This window comes from Aeromonas sp. s10, from assembly GCF_040907975.1.
GTDB lineage: Bacteria > Pseudomonadota > Gammaproteobacteria > Enterobacterales > Aeromonadaceae > Aeromonas > Aeromonas caviae.
Genome location: NZ_JBFOCV010000028.1, coordinates 150,191 through 171,586 on the forward strand (window position 1 = coordinate 150,191; position 21,396 = coordinate 171,586).

The following is a 21,396-nucleotide window of genomic DNA, read 5'->3' on the forward strand; positions in this document are numbered from 1 at the left end:
TTGTGGCTTGTCCCTTTACTGCGCGTCTTGCCCTTCGCCCCGGCTGCCGGGGCGAGAGGACTCAACGATCCACATCTGACATAACGAAATCGATACTGCCCAGGTAGACGATAAGATCCGACACCATCTGGCCGCGGATCACCGAGGGGATCTGCTGCAGGTGGGCGAAGCTCGGGGTGCGGATCCGGGTCCGGTAGCTCATGGTGGAGCCATCGCTGGTCAGGTAATAGCTGTTGACCCCCTTGGTCGCCTCTATCATCTGGAAGGACTCGGCGGCCGGCATGACAGGCCCCCAGGAGACTTGCAGGAAGTGGGTGATCAGGGTTTCGATGTCCTGCAGGGTGCGCTCTTTGGGCGGTGGCGTGGTGAGCGGGTGATCCGCCTTGAAGGGGCCCTCAGGCATGTTTTTCATGCACTGCTCGATAATGGACAGGCTCTGGCGGATCTCCTCGATGCGCACGGTGGCGCGATCGTAGGCGTCCCCGTTGCTGCCCACCGGCACCTCGAACTCGAACTGATCGTAACCGGAATAGGGGCGCCATTTGCGCACGTCAAAGTTGAGCCCCGTGGCCCGCAGACCGCCCCCCGTGGTGCCCCAGGCCAGGGCCTGGGCCGTGTTGTAGGCGGCGACGCCGATGGTGCGGCCCCGCAGTATGCTGTTGCGCATGGCCGCCTTTTCATACTCCATCAACCGCTTGGGCAGCCAGCTCAACAGGTTGTCCTGGATGAGGCGGGTCCAGCCGGCAGGCAGATCGTGGGCCACGCCGCCGATGCGGAACCAGGCCGGGTGCATGCGGGCTCCGGTGATGGCCTCGATGATGGTGTAGATCTTCTGGCGGTCCGTGAAGGTGAAGAAGACCGGGGTCATGGCCCCCACGTCCTGAATGTAGGTGCCAAGGAACAGCAGATGGCTCTGGATGCGGAACAGCTCCGCCATCATCACCCGGATCATGTCGACCCGCGCCGGCACCTTGATGCCGGCCAGTTTCTCGACCGCCAGCACATAGGGCAGGTTGTTCATCACGCCGCCCAGGTATTCGACCCGGTCGGTGTAGGGGATGTAGCTGTGCCAGGACTGGCGCTCGCCCATCTTCTCGGCGCCGCGGTGGTGATAGCCGATGTCGGGCACGCAGTCGCGGATCTCTTCCCCGTCGAGTTGCAGCACCAGGCGGAAGGCGCCGTGGGCGGAGGGGTGGTTCGGCCCGAGGTTCAGGAACATGTAGTCCTCGTTCTCGTTGCCGCGGGCCATGCCCCACTCTTCCGGCTTGAACAGTAGGTTGTCCTGCTCCTGATCCTGCTTGACCGCATCGAGCATGAAGGGATCAAACTCGGTGGCGCGCGCCGGGTAGTCCTTGCGCAGGGGGTGCCCTTGCCAGCTCTTGGGCATCATGATGCGGGTCAGATGGGGGTGGCCATCGAAGGTGATCCCCATCAGATCCCACACTTCCCGCTCGTACCAGTTGGCGTTGGGGAAGTGGCGGCTGACGGTGGGCAGATGGAGATCGCTCTCCTTGAGCGCCACTTTCAGCATCACGTCGGCGTTACGGTCGATGGAGATGAGGTGATAGAAGACGGTAAAGTCGCTCTCCGGCAGGCCGTGGCGATGGCTGCGCATCCGTTCGTCGGTGGCGCTGAGATCGAACAGCATCACGAAGGGGGAGGGCAGCTTTTGCAAGAAGCCCATCACGTCCAGCAGCAGATCCCGGGAGAGCCAGATGACCGGCACGCCGGTACGGGTGCTCTGCACGGTGAAGCGCTCGGCACCGAAGTGGGCGAACAGCTCGCCTACCACCTGGGCATCGGCGTGATCGGCAGTTTGCCACTGGGCCATGGTGTAATTGCTTGGGAATTCTCGAGTCAGTTTCATGATCAGATCTCATCCGGCGTGCGCAGGTTGGTCACGTTGATCCGCTCGCCGCGCTTGCGTTCCTTCTCGGATTGCATCTGGGGACGGTAGATCCCCTGATCCCCCACCACCCAGGAGAGGGGGCGGCGTTCCTTGCCGATGGATTCCTGCAGCAGCATCAGGGCTTGCAGGAAGGCCTCGGGGCGGGGCGGGCAGCCCGGAATGTAGACATCGACCGGCAGGAACTTGTCCACCCCCTGTACCACGGAGTAGATGTCATACATACCGCCGGAGTTGGCGCAGGCCCCCATGGAGATGACCCACTTGGGCTCGAGCAACTGCTCATAGAGCCGCTGGATGACAGGGGCCATCTTGATGAAGGGGGTGCCGGCAATCACCATGAAGTCGGCCTGACGGGGGGAGGCTCGTATGACCTCAGCACCGAAGCGAGCCACGTCGTGGGGAGAGGTGAAGGCGGTACACATCTCCACGTAGCAGCAGGAGATGCCGAAGTTGTAGGGCCAGAGGGAGTTCTTGCGGCCCCAGTTGACGGTGTCTTGCAGCACCTCTTCGAGGCGCCCGATCATGATGCCGCGGGTCGCTTGCTGCGCCAGTGGATCATCGACGGTCTGGCGCTGTTCCTGGGGGTAGCGCTCAACGGGCGCATCCGGGTCAATCCGGGTCAGGGTGTACTTCATGGTGCAACCTCAAAGAGATAATCGGTAGTTCAGTCTGGTTTCTTGTCAGTCAGGACACGCTTTTTCGGGGCCCAGTCGAGGGCACCAATGCGCCACAGGTAGAGGAGGCCTACCAGCAGCAGGGTGATGAAGATGGTGGCTTCGATGAAGCCGACCCAGCCGCTCTCCCGAACGGAGACGGACCAGGCAAAGAGATAGAGGGCTTCGACATCGAAGATGACGAAGAACATGGCGACCAGGTAGAACTTGGCGGAGAAGCGCAGGCGGGCGTTGCCGACGGAATCCACCCCGGATTCGAAGGGTTTGTTCTTGGCACGGCCATAGGCGCGTCCCCCCAGCAAGGCCGCCAGGCCTATCATGGTCAAGCAGATACAGATGGCGCCAATGACATAGACAGCAAAAGCCCAGTGCTGGACGGCAATATCAGCAAACATATAGGTTTTTCCCTAACCAAATTAATCATGTGACTTAACAATGATGTTACGTAGTATGCCACTTTCGTACTGATTTACATGTCATTTCAAAGGATTAATTATTAATCAACGGGATGAAAATTGTGTTTTGCTAGCGGGGTCAACTTTCTCGTTTGAGAATTGTTTTCAATCGTTTTTATGTAGCAGAAAAAAACCGGATAGTTTGAAAATCCGGGGGATGGCAGGAAACAAAAGACCCCGCATGGCGGGGTCTGTTTCAGGGTTGGAGAACGGGGAGGCTCTGCTCTGCCGCCTTGCCCTGGGAGAGCACGATCTCCACCCGGCGGTTGGCCTGGCGGTGAGCCGGGGTATCGTTTGGATAACGGGGTTGGGTATCAGCCACCCCCTGGGCGATCAGCCGTCGTGAATCCAGCTTGGGGTTGGTCAGCAGGGTGTGGGTGATGGTGGCCGCCCGCAGCACCGACAGCTCCCAGTTGTTGCGATAGAGCTCCACCGGCGCCTGGGAGTTGTCGGTGTGACCGGTGACCACCACCATGCCGGGGATGTCCGCCAGCACGTCCGAGACCTTGTTGACCAGCGGAATGAACTGGGGCTGCAAGAAGGCGGAGTCGGCCGGGAACAAGGTCTTTTCGCCGATGCGGATGACCAGTTGGCTGCCAAGCTGCTCCACCTCGATCTCTTTGGACTCGATTTGGCTCTTGAGCTGCTGATCCAGCTTCTGCTTGGTGACTGTGACCCAATCCTGCTCCTTGGTCTTGTGGGGCCAGGACTCCGTGGCCGTAGGTTTCTCCGAGGAGCCGATGGTCTCGTTGAAAGGGTCGGCCGCCGCTGCGGGCGTCTGGGTATCCAGCACCTGCTCTTTCTGGGAGGTATTGGGGGTGGTCTTGGACTCGGGTTCCAGTATGCCTGTGCCCCCCTGCATCACGGGGGAGCCGGCGGGAAGGGAGACAAGCCCTATCTTGCCAAGAGATTCGATAAAGCCCTGAATGAGCACGCGAGTCTCCGACTGCTTGGCCATGGCGAAGGAGTAGAGCACCACGAACAGGGCGAACAGCAGTGTCATGAAGTCGGCGTAGGAGACCAGCCAGCGTTCGTGGTTCTCCGGCGCCTCAGCCTTTTTCTTTTTCGCCACCGTGGCCTCCGAGGTAAGGCTCAAGGGTCACTTGCAGCCGTTGCTGTGACTCGCCGTCCACGATGCAGAGGATGCCGGTGAGGGTCATCTCCTTGTAGTGGCGGATCTGGTGGGCAAACGACTTGTAGCGGTTGCCGAAGGGCAGGAAGATGAGGTTGGCGGCCGACACCCCGTAGATGGTGGCGATAAAGGCCACCGCGATGGCACCCCCCAGCTTGTCGGGGGCATCAAGCAGGCCCATGGCGTGAATGAGGCCAAATACGGCCCCGACGATCCCCATGGTCGGGCAGTAGCCCCCCATGGCCTCGTAGAATTTGACGGTTTGTTCGATATCTTCCTGCTCGAACTCGATCTCGTTTTCCAGTACCTCGTGGATTTTGGTCTTCTCGTAGCCATCGACCATCATCTGTACCCCTTTTTGCAGGAAGGGATCCTTGATGTCGTCGATCATGCCCTCCAGTGCCAGCATGCCGCTGCGCCGTGCATTGCCCGCCAGGGTTTCAAGCAGTTGGGCCTGCTCCAGCATGTCGAGGCGCAGGGGAGTGATGAGCCACTTGAAGCGCTTGAGGGTTTTACCAACCACGGAGAAGGGAAACTGGGTCAGTGCGGCACCGACGGTACCGCCGATCACGATGAGAAAGGCGGGCAGATCGAGCAGGGCGCTGGGGTGCCCCCCTTCTATCATGTTGCCACCCAGAATGGCTGCCAGGGCCAGCAGCAAGCCAATAAGACTCATTTGTCCATATCCCTATGCGATGTGTGAGGCTAGTGTAGCCATTTAACTATCAGTTTTTCAAAACGATATCCAATCGGTGAGCAATATCCGAGAGGTTGCGCAGACCCGGTAGTGTCCGGTGGCATCGGCCTGTGCCGCTTGATCTGTAGAGCAGGTTGACGGTGCCGGCATGGCAGGACGAGGCAGTTATCCAGGTGATATCACAATGTACTGTGCTATCTGTGAGAGGATGTTGGTTATTTATATCGTCACTTTCTCTTTGCTTGGCGTAATAAGCTGTCAACGAGAGAGGGCTGGCTGCCCTCGGGGCATATCCCCTGTCGGCAGAGAGCAGAGAGGCGGAAGGGATGGGATTGGCTGGGCGGCACTCGGCCAGGTATCGCGGCAAACCGTTTTTTCTGGCCCCCGCCGATGACGGGTTTCTCTTGTCAGGGGGCTGGCAGACACCTTGAAGCAAAAAACCGACCTTAAGGTCGGTTCTTCAAGCTGTACGCTGGATCGGGATTGACTCGCACCATCCCTGGCGCTCGCCCTGCGGGCGGCCTCTGGCCGTCCAGTCGGGCTATCCTGCCCGCCTGTCGACAGGGTTTGAACCGAGCCGCCCATCATCGGATGAAGTAAAAGGCCCCGTCTTGCGACGGGGCCTTTTACTTTATTTGGCGGTGAGGGAGGGATGATTCACCCCTTCGGTGCGACCTGCGGCCGTTCATCGCAGCAAGCTTCTCTGCTCGAACCCGACGAGGCTTCTCACCTTCTCTCCATCGGCATCGGATGTTGCCATGTCACCAGATGCAAAAAAACCGACCCTGAGGTCGGTTTTTACAATTTGGCGGTGAGGGAGGGATTCGAACCCTCGATACGTTGCCGTATACACACTTTCCAGGCGTGCTCCTTCAGCCACTCGGACACCTCACCAAATTTTTACTGCTTGAAGTGGCTTTCTGAGCACGCTGCACGTGCATCTTGCCGACTTCGTCGGTGGGCAGCCTCTCGGATGCCTCACCAAATTCTGGTCTGTGATTTAACGTGTTCAGCCAACACGGTGTCCGCTGCGCCGTTGCGCTGGAACGGGGGGTAATTTAGGGGAAAGGGCTGCCTGGGTCAACCACTTTTCCCCTTATTTTTCATAATCTTTATCGAGTGCCTATCCCTTGAACAGAATGCCGATTTTTTAAGCCCGTTCAAGGCTTGTCGAGAATGATCAGGCTGTCAGGCAACTCGTTCTGATCCCGGGTGGCGGGGAAGGCGTCGGTCAGAATGGCGCTGGTGCGCTCCACGCACTCCAGGAACCCCTGCTCGACCTCCTTGTTGCGTACCCGAACCACGAAGTCGTCGATGATCTGCTGCCACTGGGTGTTGTCGATGTGCTGGGCGATCCCGTCGTCTACCAGGATCTCCACATAGTGCTCCGCCACCGAGACGAAGATGAGCACACCGAGCCGGTCCCGGGTGCGGTGAAGTCCCTGCTCGACAAACTGCAGGCGGGCCATCAGGGCGGCCCGGTGACGGCGTACCTTGTTGGGAATGAGCCGCATCTTGATGGGCGTCCAGTGGAACAGCAGGCTCAGCAGCAACCAGACCGACCACTGCACCAGCAGGATCTCGTACCAGCCAAGCCAGAAGCCGAGCTGGAAGACCAGCAGGGGGGTGAGCATGGCCAGCAGGGCGGCCCACAGGGTCGGGATATAGCGATAGCCATCGCTGGCCGGGGCCAGCACGGTGACCAGTTCGGCATCCGTGGCCTGCTCGGCCTGTCGCACCCTGGCCTGCAAGGTGTGGAAAAACTGTTTCGAAATCATCTTGTTGTCTCTTTTTCCCTGATTACCAACCGCCAGATGCACCACCGCCGCCAAAGCTGCCGCCGCCACCACTGAAACCGCCACCACCACCGCCAGTGCGGCCGCCAAAGGAGCCGGCACCGAATCCACCGGCCATGTAGGCGGCCCGGCGACGTCCTCCCGGCCCACCGCCGCCGCCGCGCAGGTTGTGCAGCACGATCATCGCAATCACCACCAGGATGAAGAGCCAGGGACCTCCCTGCTTGTCGGCCTTGCTGGTGTTGTCCACGGGCTGATACTCCCCGGCCAGGGCCTGCATGATGCCCTGGCTGCCGGCGAGGATGCCGGCCACCATGTCACCGCGCTTGAAGGCGGGCAGGATCCGGGTCTGGATGATATTGGCGGCGATGGCGTCGGGCAGGGCACCTTCCAGGCCATAACCCACCTCGATGCGCACCTTGCGCTCGTCCTGGGCGATGATCAGCAGAACGCCGTTGTTCTTGCCTTTTTGGCCGATGCCCCAGTGGCGACCGAGCTGGTAGCCGTACTCTTCGATGGTATCCCCCGCCAGCGTGTCGATGGAGACCACCACCAGCTGGACGCCGCTGCGCTTCTCGAAGACGGCCAGTTGCTGTGCGAGCTGGTGGGCCTGCTTGCGGGACATCAGATTGGCCTCGTCCACCACCCGCCCGGTCAGGGCCGGGAAATCGGGGGCGGCATGCAGCGCCGTGGCACAGAGCAGCAGACAGAGCGCCAGCCAGCGTCTCATCACGTTCATTGGAAGCTGACCTTGGGCGCCTCATCGGCACCGGGTTTGGCGCTGAAGGTGGGTTTGGCTTCCAGATCGGAGTAGAGCAGCTTGGACCAGATGACCCCGGGGAAGGTACGGATCTCGGTATTGAACTGGCGTACTGCTTCGATGTAATCCCGTCTGGCCACCGCGATGCGATTCTCGGTGCCTTCCAGCTGGGCCTGCAGGGTCAGGAACTGCTGATCGGCCTTCAGATCCGGGTAGCGTTCGACCACCACCATCAGCCGGGAGAGGGCGCTGGAGAGCTGCTCCTGCGCCGCCTCGAACGCCTTGAGCTGGGAGGGGTCACTCACCTGCACGCTGCCGACTCGGGCACGGGCATCGGTGACCGCCTTGAGGGTCTCCTGCTCGTGGCTGGCGTACCCCTTGACGGTGGCCACCAGGTTGGGAATGAGATCGGCCCTGCGCTGGTACTGGTTCTCGACCTGTCCCCAGCTCGCCTTGACCTGCTCATCCAGGGTCGGAATGGTGTTCATGCCGCAGCCGGTCAAGCCCAGCAGCAGGGTCAGGGTCAGCAGTGCGCGGGTGCTCCGCTGCCAGAGTGAAGTGGCCATCTTGTTGTTCTCCATTGATATTTCTCTCGGAAATAGGTTCACCATAACAGCTTGTGGTCAGCCCTCACAACGCCTGGGTAACAGGGGCGCGCGGTAGCTCATCGACACCTTGGGCAGCTGGGGTTTGTCCTTGAGCCAGGAGGTCAGCTCCTCCCCACAGCCATTGCCGGGGGGAATGGGAGCCTGGGGCTGGCAGTCCGGACTGTTTGCCGGGCAGCGCAGGCGGACGTGAAAGTGGCTGAAGTGGCCGACCCAGGGGCGCAGCTTGCCGACCCAGGCTTCACCGGGTGCCTGTTTGCACACCTCGGCCTTGATGACGGGGTTGACGAAGATGCGCGCCACCTCGGGGCGATCAGCCGCAAGGCGCAGCAGATTGAGTTGCCTGGGGCCGAATCGGCCGGGCAGCATCCGGTAGCTGGGTTCATCGATCAGCGCCCACTCCCTGGGGGCATCCTGCTCCCAGCGGCTGATGGGCCTGTCAGCCATCCTGAACCAGATGTCGGCATCCAGGCCGGTCTGGTGGCTGCGATGACCTGAGGTAAAGGGCCCCCCGTGCATCATGGCGAGGTCGGCGATATAGAGATCCGGCATGCCGGCCAGTCTGGTCTGGTTGGCCAGATGCTGCAGGTAATGGATGAGGTCGGGGTGGCCGTAATAGCGCAGCCGTTTGGTGCGGATCACCTGATAACCTGGGCCTTCGAGGGGCAGGGCCACGGCATTTTTCAGGCAGCCGGCGGAGTAGCCGCCGATGGCCTCGGCATAGAGTGTGCTCGCGGACAAGAGCAGGGCGGTGGCGAACATGGGACTCCCGGGATGGCGCCCAGTGCGGGCTCAGACAGCCCCAAGCATACCAAGAGTGGCGGCTGGCCGTCATCCGTGTCGCGGTGGCGGTTGCATCGCGGCGCGTCGCTCGCGCACAATGCGCGGCAACGCAGCGACGGCAAGGCCGTTCGCATCACAGAAGGAGAAGAGAAGATGAGAGTCAGTGAGCTGGCAGCGCAAGAGAACGTGAGCTGGCTGATGCCCCCGGCCCGGCGGTTTTACGGGGTCATGATCTGCCTGTTGCTGGCGAGTCTCGCCACTGTGGTGGCCGCCCTCTGGCTGGGATATCCCGACATGGGTCTGCTGCCCTGGGTCGGAGTGGTCTTTGGCGGTATCGTGCTGGTGATGATGGTGTTGCCGCGCAACTGGCAGCGCTGGCGTCTGGCGGAGCTTGCCTGGGATGAACGCCATCTCTATCTGCTCAATGGTGGCGAAGACCGGGCGTTGGCGCTGCCCAGGGCCGTGCTGGTGGGCATGGAGCGGGATCGCAAGGTGGGACACGATGGCCAGTGGCTCGATTTCAGCCTGGATCTCGGGCTGGATGAGGTGACCCTGGCGACGGCCACCAGCCTGCTCGGGTTGTCCCGGGAAGGGACTCACGAAGTGGCCCCCGGGGTCTATCGATTCGGGTTCAAACGTGCCTGGCATGGGCGTCGTGCCCTCGGCACATTGCTGGCCGAGCTGCACCCGACCTGACTATTTTCTCGACAATTCATCCCAATGCTCAGATACTGCCTCTGATTCGATTTGATCTTTCCTGCTCTGATAACCCAAGAGATCAAGGACTTGGGATACGAAGCTGGAAGTGCCATGGCATGATGCCGTGGCTGGTCCGGCAGGGGGGTTGTGCCCTTACTCCCAGGTCGGTGGATGCATAGATAAGGCACCTTGAATCGAGAGTGGATGGCATGAAGATTTACGTAGGTAATCTGTCGTACCGGATGACGGCCGACGAACTGACAACCGTGTTCAGCCAATTTGGGCAGGTAGACAAGGTCGATATCATCATCGACCGCGATACCGGTCAGTCCAAGGGGTTTGGTTTCATTGAAATGCCGGTCAATGGTGAGGCCGAGAAGGCCATCGCCGAGTTGCACGGCACCGAGGTCGGCGGCCGCACCATCACGGTCAATCAGGCCAAACCGAAGACGGATGCACCCCGTGGTCGCCCCCAGCGCCATCGTTGAATCGTCTCGATAACGGAAAACGGCATGGAATCCTCCATGCCGTTTTTGTTTTCAGGGTCTGGTGCAGACTCAGGGAACGTCATAACCCAGAGCGGCCTTGCGGATGCGGAACCACTGCTGGCGAGTGAGCTCAATGGACTCGGCTGCCACGGCGGCGGCGATCCGCTCCCGTTTGCCGGAGCCGATGAGGGGCAGCGGCTGACTCGGCAGCATCATCACCCAGGCGTAGACCACCTGTTCCATGGTCTGGGCCCCCAGCTCCTGGCGGATCTGCTCGAGTTCCGCCCGCAGCGGGGCATATTCGGGGGCATGGAACAGCCGCCCGCCGCCAAGGCAGGACCAGGCCATGGGCTTGATGCGCAGTTGCTGGCATTGATCCAGGGCACCATCCAGGGTCCCCTCCTGATGGAGCGGGGAGATCTCCAGCTGGTTGGTGACCAGGGGGAAGGGCAGGCGGGATTGCAGCAGGGCAAACTGGTGGGGCGTGAAGTTGGAGACCCCGGCGTGATTGATCTTGCCTGCCTGCTTGAGGGTGATGAAGGCGTCGGCCACCTCGTCGGCGTTCATCAAGGGGTCGGGGCGATGGATCAGCAACAGATCCAGATGATCGGTGCCGAGCTTTTGCAAGGAGGCTTCGGCACTGGCGACGATGTGTCCCTTGCCGGTGTTGTAGTGATTCAGGGCGTGGGCCGGATTGGCGGTGAGGGCGATGCCGCACTTGCTGACGATCTCCATCCGATCGCGCAGGGAGGGTTCCAGGCGCAGGGCATGGCCGAAGGCCTCCTCGCACTGGTAGCCACCGTAGATGTCGGCGTGATCGATGGTGGTGACCCCGAGATCAAGGTGATATTTCATCAGGTCCAGCAGGGCGGCGGGGGAAAGCTGCCACTCCATCAGGCGCCAGTAGCCCATGATGAGGCGGGAGAAGGTGGGGCCTTGCTCGTGCAGGGCTAGACGGGATACGGACATGGTGACTCCTCTGGAGATAAAAATGCGAAAAGAAAGGGGAAAAATCATGTGCCAGCATCTTGGTCTCTTCCGGCGGACAAGGCAATAATGCCCCCTTCGCGAATTCGAACTATGGTTCTGACTCCGACGGGTCAAGATCCCGGTGTCAGTGAGAGGAGAAGGGTGATGGAAGGATTTGCCGCCAGGCTGCAAAGCCTGATCGGGGAGGGGAGTGTGAGCGCTTTTGCCCGCAAGGTGGGGTTGAGTGAAGCCCTGATCCGCAAGTATCTGAAAGGGGCCGAGCCCGGCCTTGGCAAGGCGAACCAGATTGCCATGGGGGCCAACTGCTCGCTGGAGTGGCTCGCCACCGGTTGCGGGTATCTCTATCGTCAGGCCGAGGTGGTGGACAGGGACGCGCTGGCGGCGGCGGGGGCGCTGGTGCAGGAGACCCGTCCGGGAAAGCCCATGCCGGACGAGGAGCAACTGGTGACCCTGCTCGCCTATTACCAGTTCCTGCGCAGCCACAAGCAGGCGGACGGTTTTCTGGACCTGGCCCGGGCGCGGGAGTTTGGGCGCCATCTGGCCGAGGCCTGAGCCTGACGGGTGCTCCCGGCAGTCCGCCATTCTTCTGATACCCTCTAAGCAGTGATCAAATCCAAGGACACGCAGATGAGCTATCTGATCCTGGGCAGTGGCGGGTTGGGCAGTGCGCTGGCACGGGAGCTGGCCAGACGGGGCGAAGAGTGGTTGCTGGCGGGCAGGCAACTGCCCAGAGGGCTGGATCCCGCCTGCTACTTTCCGCTGCAGGAGGTGGACTCGCTCTCCTTTGAAGCCCTCTTCACCCTCTATGACAGCACCACCCTGCCGACGGTGGTGATCAACACCATAGGCCTGCTCCATGATCTTGCCCACATGCCGGAGCGGCGGGTAGAGGAGGTGACCCCCCAATGGCTCGAAGAGAGTCTGCTGGCCAATGCCTGGCCCCACCTGGCCCTTGGTGCCAATCTGAGCCGGCGCATGATGCCCCAGAGCACGCTCTGGCTCTGCACCCTCTCGGATCGGGCGGGAAGCCTGGAGGAGGGGGGCCAGGAGGCCATGTGCCACTACAGCTACCGCATGAGCAAGGCCGCCCTCAACATGGGGTCCCGGATCCTGGCGGGTGAGTGGGCCGGACGTTTTCCCGGCGCCGGTGTCATCACCGTGCATCCCGGCCTCATGAATACCCCCATGCAGCAACCTTTTCTTCAGGAGATGGATCCCACCTTGCTGCAGGACCCCGCCGAGGTCGCCGTCCGCCTGCTGGATCTGATGGCCACACTGACGCCGGCGCACTCGGGCCGTTTCGTGGATCTGCAGGGTCAGTCGCTGCCCTGGTGAGCCGCCGGGCTCACATTCCCGCTTGCCGTTTCTTGCCAGCCGGGTGTCGGCTGGTTAATGTCATCGTCCTGCATCAGGAGGATGACATGCGCTATATCGATTTACGAAGTGATACCGTGACCCAACCCACGGAAGCCATGCGCCAGAGCATGCTGCATGCCGAGGTGGGAGACGATGTCTATGGGGAAGATCCCAGTATCAATGCGCTGGAGCGCCGCGGCGCCGAACTGCTGGGCAAGGAGGCGGCCCTGTTCGTGCCCTCCGGCACCATGTCCAACCTGCTGGCCATGATGAGTCACTGCCAGCGTGGGGACGGGGCCGTGCTGGGGGCGGCCTCCCACATCTATCGCTATGAGGCCCAGGGTTCTGCCGTGCTGGGCTCGGTGGCCCTGCAATCCGTCCCCATGCAGGCGGACGGCACCCTGGCCATCGAGGATGTGCGAGGGGCCATCGCTCCCGATGATCCCCATTTCGTCCAGACGCGCCTCGTCTGCCTGGAAAATACCCATAACGGCAAGGTGCTGCCATTGACCTACCTGCGTGCCATGCGCGAATTCGTCGACGAGAAGGGGCTGAAGCTTCACCTGGACGGGGCTCGCCTCTTCAATGCGGTGGTGGCGAGCGGGGAACCGGTGGCCGCCATCGCGGCGCCTTTTGACAGCATCTCCGTCTGCCTCTCCAAGGGACTGGGAGCACCGGTGGGTTCCCTGCTGGTGGGATCGGCTGCGTTCATCGCCCGCGCCAGACGGCTGCGCAAGATGCTGGGGGGCGGCATGCGCCAGGGAGGGATCCTGGCCCAGGCCGCCCTGTTCGCGCTGGATCAGCACGTTGCCCGGCTGGCGGATGATCATCGCCGCGCCAGGCGTCTGGCAGAGGGGCTGGCCGCGTTGCCAGGCATCACACTCAACATGGGGGAGGTGCAGACCAACATGGTATTCCTGCGCCTGACTCAGGGAGATCCCGCCACCTTGCTGGGTTTCATGAAGGAGCGCGGTATTCTCTTCTCCGGCTACGGGGAGCTCAGGCTGGTGACCCATCTGCAGATCACCGACGATGACATCGACGAGGTGATCGACGCCTTCACGGAGTACCTGAGTGGTTGACGCCATTCCCCATCGCAACAACAAGGGCGCCATCGGGCGCCCTTGTTGTCATGGCAGGGTCGGTCATCCCTGGCGCTGGCCGGTGATCAGCATGGCCTCGTCGGTGGCGTCATAGATCATGATGGCCAGGTGGGTGACCTCTCCGGCGAAGTCGGCCAGCGGCACCAGGGTCAGGTTCTGGTACATGTAGGGGGCCGATCCCGTGATGGGGCGGTAGTTGGAGAAGCGCAACAGGTAGGGGCGCTGCTCCCAGGTGCTGAAGGCACGGTTGTTGAGCTTGAACACCATGTTGGCCTTGCGCTCGAACCAGGCCTTGTCCACATCGGGGAAGAGCGAGAACAGCCCTTGATCGCGCACCTCGCCTGCCAACCGGCCGCTGTGACTCTCCATGAAGCCGTTCCACACCTGGATCCGGTACTCCCTGTCGAGCACGACCAGCCCCACGTCCAGATTCTGGACGATGTTCATCAGCCAATGAAATTCCCGAATGTCCATGGGTCACTCCTGGTGGTTGCTGCCGCGGGGCGGTCACAGCATGTGCATGATCTTGTTGTTCATGGTGGCGATGGAATCTTCGGTAAACAGCAGCAAGAGATCGCACTGCACCGCATAGCCCTGCACCCGATAGTTGATCTCGATGGCCAGAGTGCGGCGCCAGCGGCTCTGGTTGGTCCGAATGAGATCCTGAATGGGCCTGTGCTGGCCCAGCACCACGGGGTGACCCTGGCTAAAAGGGGTGTCGAGCTGGTTGGCGTAGCCGCGCAGGAAGGCGCCAATCAGCACGTTGGCGGTGTCCATCAGCAGTTCCAGCTCGGCGCCGTGATCCAGCTCCCCCTGATGGTTCATCAGGCGGGCCAGGTCCTGGAAGCTGGCATCGTGGAACAGCAGCAGGGCCTCCCCGGCGATCCCGGCCCCGATGAAGCCCTGGCAGACCGCAGAGAGCGTCTCCGACTCGGCGGCGGCCGAGAGCGCCATGTGCAGCTCGGAGACCTCCAGCACGTTGACGTTGGGGATGGGGAGCAGCACGAAGGCGCCGAGCAGGCGGGCCAGCAGATCCGCCCCCTGGCCCATGGCGACGTTGGCCAGCTCCTGATAGACATCCCGCAGCTCGGGGGTGAACTGGATGCTGCTCTGGGCAGCCTGGTGGCTGGCGACGGGCTGGGGCTGGATGGCCGTCACCTGGGTGGCCGATTGCCACAGACCGTGGCGCTTGAGCAGGGCAAGGAGGGTGTCCGGGGAGGCCGGCTTCTTGATGAAATCAAGGGCGCCAAGGGCCATGACACGCTCATGGGCTTCCGGCTGGATGTCGCCGGAGACCACGATCACCTTGCTGCGCACCCCTTCTCGCTTGAGGGTCTCGAGCACGCCATATCCGTCCATCTCCGGCATGGTGAGATCGAGAAAGATCAGGTCCCCGTGCCCCATCAGGATCTGCTCGACCCCTTCCAGTCCGTCCGCGGCCTGGTGCAAGGTGACACCCCAATCGGCGGGCAGGGCGCGCACCAGCTGTTTGCGCGCGAACCCGGAGTCATCACATATCAATACATTCATAGTGTTAGCCGACCTGTGCAACGAGGATTGCGCTAAGTGTGGGTCATCAGCCGTCAGATGCAACGGGCAGCGGCTGCGCCGGTGAAAATTGATCGTTCTGCTGGCGGGTACGATAGCGCTCGGAGTGCTTCTCGACGAAATCGGCGAACATCTTAACACGCAACGGGGTGAACCGGGGCTGACAATGGAGCATGTAGAAGGGACGTTTTCCGGACTGCCAGTCCGGCAGGACGGGGACGAGCTGACCATCTTGCAGGAAGGGGTGCACATAGTGCTGCGGGGCGTTGACGATGCCGAGGTGGCGCTGGGCTGCCCGCACGGCGGCCTGGGTCTGGTCGATGCAAAGGCGGGGTGTGCGCTTGATGCAGACCGTCTGTTCGTCCCGCCCGTTCAGTTGCCAGTGCTGGTGGGGCCAGCAGTAGATGAGATCGTGCTCTTCCAGCTGGGTCGGGTGGGAGGGCACACCCATCTTCTCCAGATAGAGGGGGGAGGCGAACAGACCGTACTGGATGTGACCCAGACAGAGGGCGTTGGGCAGGGTCTGGGGAAGCTCGCCGTTGAAAAAGACCAGGTCCCTGTCCTGATCCGCCTGGAGGGCATGGTCGTTGGACTGGCGGATGTCGAATTGTACCCCGGGATAGCGCAGGCCGAAGTCCACCAGCATGTCGACCAGGATGGTGTTGGAGAGGGCGATGGGGGCCGCGAGGCGGATGAGGCCGCTGATGTCCGTCTCCTCACCCCGGATTTCGCCGGTGGCCTGCTCTATTTCCGCAAGGGGGGTACAGAGGCGCTCGTAATAGCGCAGCCCTTCGTCCGTGAGACGCAGCTTGCGGGTGGATCTGTGCAGCAGGCTGCATCCGAGCTGCTCTTCCAGTTGGGAGATACGTCGACTGATGGTGCCGGTCGGCATGCCCAGCGCAGCGGCGGCGTGGGAGAAACCGCCCTCTTGCACCACCTTGACGAACAGATAGAACTCTTCGATGTACTTCATAAGCGGTTTTAGGGGGTGTTCTGGCTGTAACAAGCCAGTGACCTTATGAAGAGTCACCGGGCTTGGCAAGCGCAATCCGGCGTTTAATTGATCTGGATTAGATTCGACTCGCGCTGGTATTGCTGGAGCAGATGGACGAAATCTTCCGGGGATCTGTCCAGGCTGTTGTCGGGCACCAGCAGATCGTACCCCAACAGATCACGCAGCCGTGCCATGCGGTTGCCGAGCATGGCGATCACCCCCTCATAGCGCTGGCCGGAGGGTGAGCAGAAGCGGCTCTCCTCCAGCAGTCCCCCTCCCAGGAGCCCACTGCCGCACCCTCCGGTCGGGCAGTCGGAGCGCTCGCTTCGCATGGCCTGCATCAGCACGGCGCGCTGCTCGGTCAGCAGACGGACGGCGAGCCGGGGTGTGATCAGCGTCAAAAAAGCGTCGTAATCCTTTATTTTCAAGCCGATGTAGGGCAGCTCCACCAGATCCCACCCCAAATGGATACGTGGTTGGTCAATTCGCTGAATATTTCTCCATTTCAGGATCCAGCCGCCGTACTTGTGATGGTATTGCAGGCAGTCCTGACACAAAGAGAGACTAAAATGAGGCTCGCCCAGTTTCCAAACCCCGACAAGAATTGTCATCAGGCCCGCCAGGAGGAGGGAAATGGCGGGGATTAGTAGTTGTTCACGAAGAAAAAAAAGTATAAAAATCATAGCAATGGTTATCACCATGCCCAACAATACCAGTGTGAGTCCATTTCTTCGTACCATGGGGATCACATGTAGCGTTTTCATATGATTTCGGCCTTTTTTCATCCGTTTGTTATCCGATTATGGGCCGGAACGGATTTTGTACCAGCGTGAATACTCCTGTCAGGGGGCGCAAGCGACTGGTTCGACCATGAGCTTTCAGCATGAATCATCACTCAACATGAATACGCTAGACGAACGCCTGCTCACCGTGATGGATGTCCTCCACACGCCGGTCTGGGTCTATGACATCCAGCGTCATCATATTTACTGGGCCAACGATGCTGCCCTCGGGCTCTGGGAGGCGAGCTCCCTGGCCGAGCTGAAGTCCCGGGATTTCTCCGCCGACATGGCCGCCGCCATCGATCTGCTGCTGCAGCGCTATCTCGGCGATTTCCAGCAGGAGCGCAGTTACAACGAGTGGTGGACCCTCTCGCCCAAGGGGGTCAAGAAGCAGGTCTATCTGCGTCTTTCCGGGATCCAGCTTGCCGGAAGGCAGATGATGATGGCGGAAGCGGTCATCGATGCCGACACCCTCTATCAGGAGTCCTCCCTCGCCACCGGCGACACCCTGGCCTGTCTCTTTGACAACGAGGGGCGCCTCGAGAGCGGCAACCATCACTTCGACATGTGCTTTGGCACCGGCATTCTGACGCTGCCCCAGATCTTCTCCGGTGCGGACGAGGCCTTCTATCGTCGCCTCTCCCGTCTGGACGAAGTGGTGGCCGAAGGGGAGTGCCGCACCCAGAAGGGGATGCGCTGGTTCCAGTACCAGTTTCGCCATATCCAGCAGGGGGCGCGGATCCTGCTGACCATGCGGGACATCACGGATCGCAAGCTCGAAGAGCTGGAGCATCGCCACCTGGCCTGGCACGACTCCCTCACCGGGCTGCTCAACCGCTACGGCCTGATGAAATCCCTGGAAGCCTATTGCGGCCTCGGGGGTCGCTTTGCCCTGGTGTTCATGGATCTGGACAACTTCAAGCTGGTCAATGACAACTACGGCCACAAGGCAGGGGATCGCCTGCTGGAGCGGGTCGCCGGACGGCTAAAGCAGATCTGCCCGCGGGACGTGGAGCTGGCGCGCCTTGGCGGGGACGAGTTCACCGCCCTGGTGCCCCTCAACCAGGCGAGCGATCGGGCCCAGGAGGTGGCGGATCTCATGCTCTCCCAGATGAGCAAGCCACTGCAGCTGAGCGGTGTCCCCGAGGTCACCATCGGCGGCAGCATCGGCATCGCCATCTACCCGGACGACGCGGATGACGGCGACAACCTCATCACCCGTGCCGACATGGCCATGTACCAGGCCAAGCAGATGGGGCGACTTCGCTGGCAGCGCTTCACCCCCAGCATGCAGCAAAGCCTGCATCGCAAGCTGACCCTGAAGCAGTTCCTGGCCAAGGCCGTCGGGCGGGGGGAGCTCAGCCTGCGCTATCAGCCCCAGGTGGATGTGGCGCAAGGTCGGGTCATCGGTTTCGAGGCCCTGGTACGCTGGTACAATCCCGTGCTCGGCCATGTGTCGCCGGCGGAGTTCATTCCGCTGGCCGAAGAGATGGGGCTCATCCGGGAAATCGGAAGCTGGGTGCTTTCCACCGCATTGGCCCAGATGGGGGAGTGGCAGCGACAGGACGGGGTGAGGGTGCCGGTGTCAGTCAATCTCTCGGGCTTCCAGCTCTCTGCCAGTTTGCCGGAGCTGGTGGCCCAACTGCTCGAGGCATTCTCGGTGGAGGCGGCGCTGCTGACCCTGGAGCTGACCGAGACGGTGCTGATGCTCGACATGAAGGGGTGCATCGAGATCCTCGACGCCCTGAGCGAGCAGGGGATCAAGATCGCCATCGACGACTTCGGGACGGGCTACTCCTCCCTGGCCTACCTCAACCGGTTGCCCATCGACACCATCAAGCTGGACCGCTCCTTCGTGGTGGGGCTCAACCTGCCGGTGATCCGGGCGACGGTGGCCATGGCCACCAGTCTGGGGCTTGGGATCTTGGCGGAAGGGGTGGAGGAGGAGCACGAGCTCGCGGCCCTGCAGACCCAGGGTTGCCATGTCTTCCAGGGGTTCCTGTTCAGCCGTCCCATGACCCCGGAAGAGGTGGCGGCGGCGGGGTTCGCTGTACAGTGCCGGCTGGGTCGCTACCCCCTCGCAAACCATTGAGCAAGTTGTCGATAAATGTGCGGCATCTCCCATTTATGAAGTGCGAGATGCCAAATTAAACATAATTAATCGAATTTTTGTCTCATATCATGGGATCCATTAGACGTTATCGCTAGTATGCGCGCTCATTCCTTGGTAATGGAGTATCACCATAATGAGTCAAGCTGCAGTGAACGAGCGTCCGGCCCCTCCCAACGGCTGGTTGAACCGCTTTCTGAACGGGGTGGAGAAGGCGGGCAACAAGCTGCCGGATCCCGCCATGCTCTTCCTCTATGCCTTGCTGATCGTCTGGGTCGGCTCTTGGATAGGCTCCCAGTTCTCCTTCGATCTGGTCAATCCCCGCACCGGAGAGGCCGTGGTCATCAACAACCTGTTGACCGGGGCAGGGCTGGCGGACTTTCTCGCCAGCATGGTCACCACGTTCACCGGGTTTGCTCCCCTTGGCATCGTGCTGGTGGCCATGCTGGGGGTCGGGGTGGCTGAACAGTCCGGTTTCATCAACACCGGGCTCAAGAAGCTGCTCAAGGTGACGCCGGCGCGCTTTCTGACCCCCATGCTGATCCTGGTGGCCATCGTCAGCCATACCGCCGCCGATGCGGGCTATGTGCTGGTGATCCCCATTGGCGGCATCATCTTCCATGCAGCGGGTCGCCACCCGCTGGCGGGGATTGCCGCAGCCTTTGCCGGGGTTTCCGGCGGGTTTGCCGCCAACTTCCTGCCCTCCGGCGGCGATGCGCTGCTTCAGGGTTTCACCCAGTCTGCAGCCCAGTTGTTCGACCCTGACTACATGGTCAACACCCTGTGCAATATCATCTTCACCGGCGCTTCTTCCTTGCTGATCATCTGCGTGGGCTGGTTTGTCACCGAGAAGATTGTCGAGCCGCGCCTCAAGGTGGTGCCTCTCAACGAGGATCTGGAGAGCGCCGACGAGATGGGCCGTTACAGCGCCCAGGAAAGCCGGGCCTTCAACTGGGCCGGGTTCGCCATGCTGGCGGCCGTGGTGCTGCTGGGGCTGGCGCTGGCCCCCGGCGACTCGCCGATGCGGGCACCGGACGGTTCCCTCACCACTTTCGCCGCACCGGTGATGAAGTCCATCGTGCCCCTCATTTTCCTGCTCTTCATCCTGCCCGGGATCGTCTATGGCTTTGTCGCTGGCAGTTTCAAGAGCGGCAAGGATGTGATCGACGCCATGTCGGCCACCATGAACAAGATGGGCTCCTACATGGTGATGGCCTTCTTCTGCGCCCTCTTCATCAAGGCGTTCGGGGATTCCAACCTCGGTACCCTGCTGGCGCTCTCCGGTGCCGAGGTGCTTCACGCCCTGGCGCTGCCGGGAGAGGTGACCATCGTCGGCATCATACTGCTGACGGCCACCGTCAACCTGGTGGTGGGCTCGGCCTCCGCCAAGTGGGCCCTCATCAGCCCCATTCTGGTGCCCATGCTGATGGCGGTGGGGATTTCGCCCGAGCTGACTCAGGCCGCGTATCGGGTGGGGGATTCCGCCTCCAACATCATCACCCCGCTGATGGTCTTCTTCCCCCTGGTGGTGGTCTATTGCCAGCAGTATGTGAAGAGCACAGGCATCGGCACCCTGGTCTCCATGATGCTGCCTTACTCCCTGGCCTTCCTGGTGAGCTGGACGGGCTTCCTGCTGCTCTACTGGGCGCTGGGGTTCCCGCTTGGGTTGCAGGCCCCCTATGTCTATCCTGCCCCTTGAGGGTGACGGGGGGCCTTGGGCCCCCCGCTTTTTTTGGGTAGAGTGTGACCTTCATCCCGGAGGTACCATGAACCCGACCATCGATCTCATTCTTTCCCATCGCTCCATTCGCCAGTTCACCCCAGAGCCCGTCAGCGCAGAGCAGCTGGATCAGATCCTGAGCGCCGCCCAGAGCGCCGCGAGCTCCAGCTTCCTCCAGGCCAACAGCATCATCCGGGTCACTGACAAGGGGCTGCGGGCCACCCTGGCGGAGCTGGCCGGTCATCAGGCCTATGTGGTCGAGGCGGCGGAGTTTCTGGTGTTTTGCGCCGACTACCATCGTCACAGCCAGATAGTGCCGGAGGCCCGCACCGGCTTTGTGGAGCAGCTCATGATCGGGGCCATCGACGGTGCCCTGATGGCGCAAAATGCCTTGCTGGCGGCCCAGTCACTTGGGCTGGGCGGGGTCTATATCGGCGGCATTCGCAACAACCCGGCCAAGGTGAGCGAGGTGCTGGGTCTGCCCCATCAGGTGATCCCGCTGTTTGGCCTCTGTCTGGGCCATCCCGCCCAGCGGCCGGAGCAAAAACCGCGGCTGCCCCGGGCGCTGGTGGTGCACGAGAACCGCTATCCTGCCACCCTGGACCGCGCCCTGCTTGCCAGGTACGACGGGCAGATCCACGACTACTACCAGGCCCGCAGCAGCAACAACAAGGATCAGACCTGGAGCGGGCAGATCAGGGGGATCCTGGGCAAGGAGGCGAGGCCCTTCATGCTGGGATTCCTGCAGTCGAAGGGTTTTTGCCTCAAGTAATGGGGGCGGCGGGCGATATGGAG

At 61.6% G+C, this 21,396-nt stretch carries 22 protein-coding genes and 1 tRNA gene; 8 read left to right on the forward strand and 15 right to left on the reverse strand.

The window, feature by feature from the left end; all coding sequences use genetic code 11:
- Window positions 1–61: 61 nt before the first annotated feature.
- The 10 genes from nuoC to mepA all read right to left on the reverse strand — a co-directional run bounded on the left by nuoC (window position 62) and on the right by mepA (window position 8,790).
- Window positions 62–1,831: an NADH-quinone oxidoreductase subunit C/D gene (gene nuoC, locus AB5Y59_RS07405; protein ID WP_197713285.1), complete on the reverse strand. Its 1,770-nt coding sequence runs from the start codon at window positions 1,829–1,831 to the stop codon at window positions 62–64.
- Between the two features lie 38 nt (window positions 1,832–1,869).
- Window positions 1,870–2,544, reverse strand: a complete 675-nt coding sequence (locus tag AB5Y59_RS07410) for an NADH-quinone oxidoreductase subunit B family protein (RefSeq protein WP_010675028.1) — start codon at window positions 2,542–2,544, stop codon at window positions 1,870–1,872.
- A 29-nt stretch (window positions 2,545–2,573) separates the two neighbouring features.
- Window positions 2,574–2,978 carry an NADH-quinone oxidoreductase subunit A gene (locus AB5Y59_RS07415; RefSeq protein WP_039038710.1) on the reverse strand — a complete coding sequence of 135 codons (405 nt, stop codon included), beginning with the start codon at window positions 2,976–2,978 and terminating at the stop codon, window positions 2,574–2,576.
- A 256-nt stretch (window positions 2,979–3,234) separates the two neighbouring features.
- A complete protein-coding gene (locus tag AB5Y59_RS07420) occupies window positions 3,235–4,110 on the reverse strand; it encodes a flagellar motor protein MotB (RefSeq protein ID WP_010675026.1) in 876 nt (291 codons plus the stop codon).
- Window positions 4,088–4,846, reverse strand: a complete 759-nt coding sequence (locus AB5Y59_RS07425) for a flagellar motor protein (RefSeq protein WP_029314677.1) — start codon at window positions 4,844–4,846, stop codon at window positions 4,088–4,090. Before AB5Y59_RS07425 ends, AB5Y59_RS07420 begins: the two co-directional genes overlap by 23 nt.
- 827 nt (window positions 4,847–5,673) lie before the next feature.
- Window positions 5,674–5,761 (reverse strand) — tRNA-Ser (locus AB5Y59_RS07430).
- 266 nt (window positions 5,762–6,027) lie between these two features.
- On the reverse strand, window positions 6,028–6,645 hold the full coding sequence (locus tag AB5Y59_RS07435) for a TPM domain-containing protein (RefSeq protein WP_010675024.1): 618 nt from the start codon (window positions 6,643–6,645) through the stop codon (window positions 6,028–6,030).
- A 22-nt stretch (window positions 6,646–6,667) separates the two neighbouring features.
- Window positions 6,668–7,402 (reverse strand): YgcG family protein, encoded by a 735-nt coding sequence (locus tag AB5Y59_RS07440; protein WP_041211561.1) that lies wholly within the window; start codon window positions 7,400–7,402, stop codon window positions 6,668–6,670.
- Complete coding sequence (locus AB5Y59_RS07445; RefSeq protein ID WP_041215027.1) at window positions 7,399–8,004, reverse strand: LemA family protein; 606 nt, start codon at window positions 8,002–8,004, stop codon at window positions 7,399–7,401. Before AB5Y59_RS07445 ends, AB5Y59_RS07440 begins: the two co-directional genes overlap by 4 nt.
- A 42-nt stretch (window positions 8,005–8,046) precedes the next feature.
- Window positions 8,047–8,790 (reverse strand): penicillin-insensitive murein endopeptidase, encoded by a 744-nt coding sequence (mepA, locus tag AB5Y59_RS07450; protein WP_039038706.1) that lies wholly within the window; start codon window positions 8,788–8,790, stop codon window positions 8,047–8,049.
- Window positions 8,791–8,964: 174 nt separating this feature from the next.
- Between mepA and AB5Y59_RS07455 the strand changes: the two genes are divergently transcribed.
- Window positions 8,965–9,507 (forward strand): hypothetical protein, encoded by a 543-nt coding sequence (locus AB5Y59_RS07455; RefSeq protein ID WP_336593294.1) that lies wholly within the window; start codon window positions 8,965–8,967, stop codon window positions 9,505–9,507.
- Between the two features lie 212 nt (window positions 9,508–9,719).
- The gene (locus tag AB5Y59_RS07460; protein ID WP_029314670.1) at window positions 9,720–9,998 is read left to right on the forward strand and encodes an RNA-binding protein; all 279 of its coding nucleotides are present in this window, start codon (window positions 9,720–9,722) and stop codon (window positions 9,996–9,998) included.
- A gap of 69 nt (window positions 9,999–10,067) precedes the next feature.
- On the opposite strand, the gene AB5Y59_RS07465 is transcribed toward AB5Y59_RS07460, so the two are convergent.
- The gene (locus tag AB5Y59_RS07465) at window positions 10,068–10,967 is read right to left on the reverse strand and encodes an aldo/keto reductase family oxidoreductase (RefSeq protein WP_368211744.1); all 900 of its coding nucleotides are present in this window, start codon (window positions 10,965–10,967) and stop codon (window positions 10,068–10,070) included.
- A gap of 165 nt (window positions 10,968–11,132) precedes the next feature.
- Here AB5Y59_RS07465 and AB5Y59_RS07470 point away from each other — a divergent pair, with 165 nt between their 5' ends.
- The 3 genes from AB5Y59_RS07470 to ltaE all read left to right on the forward strand — a co-directional run bounded on the left by AB5Y59_RS07470 (window position 11,133) and on the right by ltaE (window position 13,426).
- Window positions 11,133–11,540 (forward strand): transcriptional regulator, encoded by a 408-nt coding sequence (locus AB5Y59_RS07470; RefSeq protein ID WP_039038703.1) that lies wholly within the window; start codon window positions 11,133–11,135, stop codon window positions 11,538–11,540.
- A 75-nt stretch (window positions 11,541–11,615) separates the two neighbouring features.
- The gene (locus AB5Y59_RS07475; RefSeq protein ID WP_201985278.1) at window positions 11,616–12,323 is read left to right on the forward strand and encodes a short-chain dehydrogenase; all 708 of its coding nucleotides are present in this window, start codon (window positions 11,616–11,618) and stop codon (window positions 12,321–12,323) included.
- Between the two features lie 86 nt (window positions 12,324–12,409).
- Window positions 12,410–13,426 (forward strand): low-specificity L-threonine aldolase, encoded by a 1,017-nt coding sequence (gene ltaE / locus AB5Y59_RS07480; RefSeq protein WP_069785138.1) that lies wholly within the window; start codon window positions 12,410–12,412, stop codon window positions 13,424–13,426.
- A gap of 63 nt (window positions 13,427–13,489) precedes the next feature.
- On the opposite strand, the gene AB5Y59_RS07485 is transcribed toward ltaE, so the two are convergent.
- The 4 genes from AB5Y59_RS07485 to AB5Y59_RS07500 form a co-directional block, all read right to left on the reverse strand.
- On the reverse strand, window positions 13,490–13,921 hold the full coding sequence (locus AB5Y59_RS07485) for a PAS domain-containing protein (RefSeq protein ID WP_039038700.1): 432 nt from the start codon (window positions 13,919–13,921) through the stop codon (window positions 13,490–13,492).
- Between the two features lie 33 nt (window positions 13,922–13,954).
- Window positions 13,955–14,977, reverse strand: a complete 1,023-nt coding sequence (locus AB5Y59_RS07490) for a response regulator (protein WP_041211557.1) — start codon at window positions 14,975–14,977, stop codon at window positions 13,955–13,957.
- Between the two features lie 46 nt (window positions 14,978–15,023).
- Complete coding sequence (locus AB5Y59_RS07495) at window positions 15,024–15,968, reverse strand: LysR family transcriptional regulator (protein ID WP_171865345.1); 945 nt, start codon at window positions 15,966–15,968, stop codon at window positions 15,024–15,026.
- Between the two features lie 83 nt (window positions 15,969–16,051).
- Window positions 16,052–16,774 (reverse strand): DUF2982 domain-containing protein, encoded by a 723-nt coding sequence (locus AB5Y59_RS07500; protein WP_368211745.1) that lies wholly within the window; start codon window positions 16,772–16,774, stop codon window positions 16,052–16,054.
- 148 nt (window positions 16,775–16,922) lie between these two features.
- On the opposite strand from AB5Y59_RS07500, the gene AB5Y59_RS07505 reads away from it, so the two are divergent.
- The 3 genes from AB5Y59_RS07505 to nfsA all read left to right on the forward strand — a co-directional run bounded on the left by AB5Y59_RS07505 (window position 16,923) and on the right by nfsA (window position 21,373).
- On the forward strand, window positions 16,923–18,863 hold the full coding sequence (locus AB5Y59_RS07505; protein WP_039038812.1) for a bifunctional diguanylate cyclase/phosphodiesterase: 1,941 nt from the start codon (window positions 16,923–16,925) through the stop codon (window positions 18,861–18,863).
- A gap of 154 nt (window positions 18,864–19,017) precedes the next feature.
- Window positions 19,018–20,580, forward strand: coding sequence for an AbgT family transporter (locus AB5Y59_RS07510; RefSeq protein ID WP_368211747.1), 1,563 nt, complete (start codon window positions 19,018–19,020; stop codon window positions 20,578–20,580).
- A 67-nt stretch (window positions 20,581–20,647) separates the two neighbouring features.
- The gene (nfsA, locus tag AB5Y59_RS07515) at window positions 20,648–21,373 is read left to right on the forward strand and encodes an oxygen-insensitive NADPH nitroreductase (protein ID WP_052816461.1); all 726 of its coding nucleotides are present in this window, start codon (window positions 20,648–20,650) and stop codon (window positions 21,371–21,373) included.
- Window positions 21,374–21,396: the final 23 nt, after the last annotated feature.